We start from the raw sequence: 6,831 nt of genomic DNA, 5'->3' as shown, positions 1-6,831 counted from the left end.
ACCGTGGAAGGATCCGTCGCCGGGCTGACCTGGTCACCGGATGGCGCGCAACTGCTGTTCCAGAATGATCGCGGCGATCATGCCACCACCGCGCTGTTCGACATCGCCCGGCGCCGGCTGTCCTTTCCGGATCCCGCATTGCAGCAGGATGTCGAACCCGTCTTCTCCCCGGACGGCACCCGCATCGCCTTCATCCGCTTCACCCCGCCGCCGCCCGCAGCGCCGGGTGGCGGCGGCTATTGGTCGATCCGCATCGTCGATCTGCGCGATGGCCGCGCGCGTGAGGTGTGGCGCGCGCCGGTCGGACCGGGCGGGCTTTATGCCGGCACGCGCGGACGCAACCTGTTCTGGACGGCGGACGACCAGCTGATCTTTCCGTGGGAACGCAGCGGCTGGTTGCATGTCTTCGCGCTTCCCGCCACCGGCGGCACGCCGCGCGCGCTGACCGCCGGCATGTTCGAGGTCGAAAGCTTCCTGCTCGATTCCACCGGGCGCGACCTGCTCTATGTCGCCAATGCCGGGGACATCGACCGCCGCCATCTGTGGCGCCGCGCGCTGTCCGGCGGCCCTGCCCGCCAACTGACCCGCGGCACCGGGATCGAGGTCTATCCCGCGACGGCCGGCGATGCGGTCGCGGTGATCGCCACCGACAGCACCCACCCCGCCTTTCCCGCGCTGATCGCGCGTGGCGGCATGCTCAGCCCGCTGGTCGACACGGGCGACGCGATCGCACCGGCCGCGCGCTTCGTACCGGCGGAACCGGTCCTCTTCCGCGCCGACGACGGCCTCCTCATCCACGGGCAGTATTTCCATGCGCCCGGCCCCGGCCGCCACCCCGCGCTGATCTTCCTGCACGGCGGCCCGCGGCGCCAGATGCTGCTGGGTTTCCACCCGTCGCGCTATTATTCCAATGCCTGGATCTTCAATCAGGTGATGGCGGCCCGGGGCTATGACGTGCTCGCCGTCAATTATCGCGGTGGCACCGGCTACGGTCTCGCCTTCCGCGATGCGCCGGACACCGGCCGCGATGGCGCCAGCGAATATCGCGATGTCCGGGCCGCCGCGCTGTTCCTGGCGGCGCGCGCCGATGTCGATCCCCGCCGGATCGCGCTCTGGGGCGGCAGCTGGGGTGGTTATCTCGTCGCGCTCGGCCTCGCGCGCGACAGTGCGCTGTTCGCCGCCGGGGTCGACCTGCACGGCGTCCACAATCTGCTCCGCGCTCCTGCCGCCGGCCTGTCGCCGATGCAGCAGGATGCCGCCCGCCAGGTGCAATGGGCCTCGTCCCCGATCGCGGCGATCGATCGCTGGCGCGCGCCGGTCCTGCTGATCCACGGTGACGACGACCAGAATGTCGATGTTTCGCAATCGGTGCTGCTGGGGCAGATGCTGACCGCGCGCGGCATCCCGCATGAAGACCTGCTGCTGCCCGATGAACGCCACAGCTTCATCCGGCATCAAAGCTGGGTCAGCGCCTATGATGCCAGCATGACGTTCCTCGATCGGCTGCTTGCCCCTGCTCCGGTCGCGGCCGCCCGCTAGAGCATCTAGCGTTTCATCCGATCCATCCAACCGACCTGTTCGTATCGGGCGAAGTCGCGATACGCTACGCAGCCTATGTGACACGTCCCTCGACTGCGCTCGGGACGAACGGATCATATTCAACGCTCGATGCTCTGGCTACGCGCCCTCCGCCGGGGCTGCATCGCCCCAGAACCCTGCGACCGGCGGTACCAGCATGCCGTCCGCGTCGCTGGCGCCGCCCGCCATGTCCGCGCGCAGCCAGAAGGGTCCGTCCAGGTCGACGAACGCCGATCCGGCGGCGATGTGCAACGCCGGCGCGATCGACAGCGACGAACAGATCATGCACCCGGTCATCACGCCCAGCCCGCGCCCACGCGCCGCCGCCGCCAGCGCGAGGGCCGCGGTCAGGCCGCCAGTCTTGTCCAGCTTGATGTTGACCACGCCATAGCGGCCCGCGACGCGGTCGAGATCGTCCAGACCGTGCAATGCCTCGTCCGCCGCCACCGGGACGGACCCGGCATAGCCCGCCAACGCGCCATCCGCGTCCGCCGGCAATGGCTGCTCCAGCAAATCGACGCGGCAGTCCGCCAGCACGCCCTGCATCCGGTCCAGCACCGCCATCGTCCAGCTCTCGTTCGGATCGACGATCAGCCGCGGCCCCGGCGCCGCCGCCCGCACCGCACGCAACTGCGCTTCCGGGTCGCCGGCATCCACCTTCACCTTCAACAATGGCACATGCGCCAGCCGGGCCGCCGCCGCCGCCATCGCATCCGGCCGGTCCAGTCCGATGGTCAGCGCGGTCGCCATTCGGCCCGGCGCAGCCTGCCCGATCAGCGCCGCCACGCTCTGCCCGGCCAGCCGCGCGTCCAGATCCCACAATGCGCAATCGACGGCATTGCGCGCCGCACCGGCGGGCATGATCGTCGCCAGTTCCGTGCGCCCGACGCCATCCTCGATCGCGCCCCGCACCGCCGCGATCGCCGCCACCGCGCCCGCGACGCTTTCGCCATAGCGGGGGTACGGCACCCCCTCCCCGCGCCCGACGGCATCGCCCTCGGCAATCATCACTTGCACCACATCGGCGGCGGTCTTGGTCCCGCGCGCGATCCGGAACGGGGTCGCCAGCGGAAAGCTGCGCTCGCTGATCGTCACCTTACGCCGCATCGCCCGCATCCCTCCGCCCGATGATCCGCGCCAGCGCCATGTCCGCCGTGACGTTGCCCATGGTGCGGAAGATATCCGGTACCGTCTCCACCGCCAGCAGCAGCGGCAACAACCCCACCGGAATACCCATCGCCAGACAGATCGGCCCGATCGTGGTGAAAAAGCTGATCTGCGCGGGCAATCCGACCGCGGCCAGGCTGACCACCGCCGCCACCAGCACGCCGATCGCGATCGTTCCGAACGACAGCGTGACGCCGTGCACATCCGCCAGATACAGCGCGACCGCGATGTTCGCCGCCGGGCTGGTCACGCGGAACAGGGATATGGCCAGCGGCAGGACGATGCTGCGTACATCGCGCACCACCGCCAGCGGCCCGTCGCACGCCGCGATCATCGCCGGCAGCGACGCGATCGAGGATTGGGTGCTGAACGCGATCGCCTGCGCGGGCGCCGCCGCCCGCGCGAACCGCGCCAGCCCGATCCGCCCGAACAGCAGGACGATGGGATAGACGATCACCGTGACCGCCAGACAAATCGCGACGATCAGCGCGACATAATGCAGCAACGTGCCCGCGCTCGCCAATCCGGATCGATACCCCGCCACCAGACCCAGCGCGAACACGCCGATCGGCGCCAGCACCAGCACCCACCCCACGATCACCATCAGCGTATCGACCATGGCCTGCACGACACCGAACAGCGCCGCGCGCCCGTCCTCCGCGATGCGCGATGCTGCAAATCCGAACACCAGCGCGAACAGCACCACCGCCACCATCTCGCCGTCCGCCGCCGCGCGGATCGGGTTGACCGGGATGAACCCCAGCAACCATGCCGCCGATGGCTCGACCGCGCCGGCCGCCTCCGCGATCGGGGCCGGACTGCCCAATGCCGCGGCGCCGCCCGCGGGCACCGGCCACCATGACAGGATCGACGATGTCGCCACCGCGCTGAACGCGGTCGATGCCAGCAGGCCGAACGCGAACAGCAGCATCGCCCTCCGCGCGATCCCGCCCGCGCGCACCGATTGCGCGGCCGATCCGATCCCGGTCACCAGCAACCCGAACACCAGCGGCACCAGCGGCATCTGCAGCCCGTTCAGCCAGGCTTTGCCTACCGGTTCGGCGATGCCCAGCACCACCGGCCCGATCGCCCCGCCGGCGGCGGCCAGCCCCGCCCCCGTCGCCAGCCCGATCAACAGCGCCAGCAGGATCCGAACGGTGGACGACATGGGGTGCTCCTGCTGCGCGCATGATCCTTGTCCGGCGGGACACGCAATTGTCCAGCGCGTTCCTTTACCAGACGGTAATATTCGCACTGCAACCCGACGGCACCGCGAAAGGATCCCTAACCTATGACGCGTCGCCCATGGCCATCGGCAATTCGGTTCGGCCCGCCCGTGAACTTTCGTCGAAGGTCGTGGTTCGTCGGGATCTTCGGTGTGATACCATCGATCATGGTAAAAAGATCGTCCTCCGGTGCGACTACGTTGATGCAGCGGCATGAAAGTTTCGCGAACATCTTGGAGCGGAGCGCAAGGGCGACTAAATGCAGCCTGCGAATCTCGATATCGGAGGAATCCGTCGCGATATTCGGTGTCAATTGAAGGACCAATTTCCGTTATGCCCGCCAACGAAGATCTTCTCGGCCTGGTCGCCGATATCGTTTCCGCTCATGTGTCGAACAACAATGTCGCGACCGCCGACGTACCCGGCCTGATCCGCGCGACCTATGCCGCCATGGCCGGTCTTGGCGAACCGCAGGCACCGCCGCCGGCCGAAAAGCCCGAGCCTGCGGTTTCCGCGCGCAAATCGCTGGCGAACCCGAACCACATCATCTCGATGATCGACGGGAAGCCCTACACGATGCTGAAGCGGCATCTGGCGCAGAACGGCCTGACTCCTGCGGAATATCGTGAACGGTATGACCTGCCGGCCGATTATCCGATGACGGCCAAGGCCTATAGCGAACGTCGCCGCGAACTCGCCCACTCCTTCGGCCTGGGCCGGAAGAAGGCGGAACCGGCAGCAGCAGCGCCCGCCGCTAAGGCCGAACGCAAGCCGCGCGCGAAAAAGACGGCCGAGGCATCGCAGGACGCCGAGGGCTGATTCCCGCCTGTATCATCCAGGGCCGGTTCTTCGGGACCGGCCCTGTTTGTATCGGCGGTTCGGTTCAATCGGGCGCGATCGACGCACCTGCCAGGAACATGTCGATCGCCCGCCCCAGCATCTGCTGTCGTTCACAGACTTCGGGCGCGCGCATGTCGCTGAACAACACGCGCATCTGTGGCGCGTGGAAGAACAGCGCGGTGAACATGTGGGCGGAGATTTGCGGCTCCGGCATCTGCGCCCTGCCTTCCGCATTCCACTGCGCGAACAACGCGCTGAATTCGTCGATCAACGGCTTGTGCGTATCCGCATAGATGCGGGCGGCGAATTCCGGTGACGTCAGCACTTCCCCCATCACCAGCCGGATCAACCCGACCAGCGTCGGATCGGCCATCATGTCCAGCAAATGGCCTGCGGCCGCTCGCAGGATCGCCGCCGGCGGTTCGTCGCGGGACAGGATGATGCGCAGTCGGCCGATGTCGTCGTTGCGTTCGGCGTTCACCACCGCGCTCAACAAACCGAGCTTGCTGCCGAATAGATCGTACAGCGTGGACAGCGATCCGCCTGACCGTTGTACGATCTGCGTCAGGCTGACCGCGTCATAGCCCCGTTCCAGGAACAGGTCCTTCGCGGCAGCCACCATCGCGCCGGCGCGGCGTTCCCGACGGCCGATCTCGGGTTCGTCACAGATCCGTGGCATCTTCATGAAAACGGCCTTCGTGCTGCGACGCAAAAAACAGGTTTGACGCGTAGTGTATTCTACATTACGCGCCATTGAACAAGCCCGGTCTGGCGTGCCGACACGTCTTTTGGGCGAGATATCCGGTTCGGAACAAAGGGAGCCAGCGCGCTCATGTTCGCAAGTCTGAAGATCGGCGCCTCCGCCACCCTGATCGCCCTCACCCTCGTCGGCTGTGCGCAGGACGCGCCGCCCGCGCCGCCCCCGCCGGAGGTAGAGGTGGTCACGATCCGTCCCACCGCCGTCGCGCTGGTGGTGGAACTGCCCGGCCGAGTCGCGGCGATCCGCACGGCGGAGGTGCGCGCGCGCGTCGACGGCATCGTCGAGCGCCGCGTCTACGAAGAGGGCACCGACGTCCGCGCGGGGCAGCTGCTGTTCCGTATCGATCCGCGCGAACGCCGCGCCGATTACGAAGCGGCGCAGGCGACGCTGCGCCGCAGCGAAGCGACCGCCCGCAATGCCGCCCAGGTCGTCGCCCGGTATCAGCCGCTGGTGGGACAACAGGCGATCAGCAAACAGGAATATGACGCCGCCGTCGCGGAACAGCGTTCGGGCCAGGCCGATGTCGCCAATGCGCGCGCCCAGGCCGATCGCGCCCGGCTGACGCTCAACTATACCAATGTCGTCGCGCCGATCTCCGGCCGTGTCGGCCGGGCGGAGGTGACCGAAGGCGCGCTGGTCAGCGCCAGCGGCGCCACGCTGCTGACGCGGATCGAACAGCTTGATCCGATCTACGTCAACTTCTCGCAATCCAGCAGCGACCTGTTGAAACTGCGCCAGGATATCGCCGCCGGGCGGATCAAGGCGCAGAATCTCAACCGGGTGCGCGTCACGCTCGCGCTGGAGGATGGCACGCCCTACCAGCCCGTCGGGCATCTCGACTTTCTCGACATGGCCGTTGACGAATCCACCGGCACCGTGTCCCTGCGTGCGGAATTCCCGAACCCCAACCGCTATCTCCTTCCGGGGCAGTTCGTTCGCGCGAAGGTTCAGGGTGGCACCGACAACCGCGGCATCACCGTTCCGCAACGTGCGGTGCAGATCGGCCCCAAGGGCGCCAACGTCCTGGTGATCGGTCAGAACAGCATCGCCACCGTCCGACAGATCCGGGTGGGTGAGCTTCAGGGCGGCAATTGGGTGGTGACCGATGGGCTGAAGGCCGGCGACCGCGTGATCGTGAACGGGCTGCAGATGGCCCGTCCGGGCGCGCCGGTCCGCATCGCCGGGGCCAGGCCACCCGCCGCCGCGACCCCGGCCGCCGCCGCACCGGCGCAACGCTGATCGTCATGACCGGACGCGCCG

The 6,831-nt window shown here is 67.9% G+C and carries 6 protein-coding genes; 3 read left to right on the top strand and 3 right to left on the bottom strand.

The features are described 5' to 3' along the window. Positions 1-1,539 (top strand): S9 family peptidase (locus tag VF649_RS05470; RefSeq protein ID WP_331010951.1); only part of this gene is annotated, 1,539 nt, incomplete at its 5' end. Between the two features lie 138 nt (positions 1,540-1,677). Here the strand turns inward: VF649_RS05470 and dgcA are convergent. Then, a complete protein-coding gene (gene dgcA / locus VF649_RS05465) occupies positions 1,678-2,685 on the bottom strand; it encodes an N-acetyl-D-Glu racemase DgcA (RefSeq protein WP_331010950.1) in 1,008 nt (335 codons plus the stop codon). Then, positions 2,675-3,913: a dicarboxylate/amino acid:cation symporter gene (locus tag VF649_RS05460; RefSeq protein WP_331010949.1), complete on the bottom strand. Its 1,239-nt coding sequence runs from the start codon at positions 3,911-3,913 to the stop codon at positions 2,675-2,677. The genes dgcA and VF649_RS05460 overlap by 11 nt, the downstream gene beginning before the upstream one ends. Positions 3,914-4,304: 391 nt before the next feature. On the opposite strand from VF649_RS05460, the gene VF649_RS05455 reads away from it, so the two are divergent. Beyond that, entirely contained in the window at positions 4,305-4,790 is a 486-nt protein-coding gene (locus VF649_RS05455; RefSeq protein WP_331010948.1) for a MucR family transcriptional regulator, read from the top strand. Positions 4,791-4,854: 64 nt separating this feature from the next. Here the strand turns inward: VF649_RS05455 and VF649_RS05450 are convergent, their stop codons facing one another. Next, on the bottom strand, positions 4,855-5,496 hold the full coding sequence (locus tag VF649_RS05450; protein WP_331010947.1) for a TetR/AcrR family transcriptional regulator: 642 nt from the start codon (positions 5,494-5,496) through the stop codon (positions 4,855-4,857). A 147-nt stretch (positions 5,497-5,643) separates the two neighbouring features. Between VF649_RS05450 and VF649_RS05445 the strand changes: the two genes are divergently transcribed. Beyond that, positions 5,644-6,810, top strand: a complete 1,167-nt coding sequence (locus VF649_RS05445) for an efflux RND transporter periplasmic adaptor subunit (protein ID WP_331010946.1) — start codon at positions 5,644-5,646, stop codon at positions 6,808-6,810. Positions 6,811-6,831: the final 21 nt, after the last annotated feature.

This window comes from Sphingomonas sp. (assembly GCF_036387535.1).
In the GTDB taxonomy this organism is placed as follows: domain Bacteria; phylum Pseudomonadota; class Alphaproteobacteria; order Sphingomonadales; family Sphingomonadaceae; genus Sphingomonas_R.
Note: the sequence above shows the minus strand (reverse complement) of the source record. Positions and strands in the feature narration are given on the sequence as shown.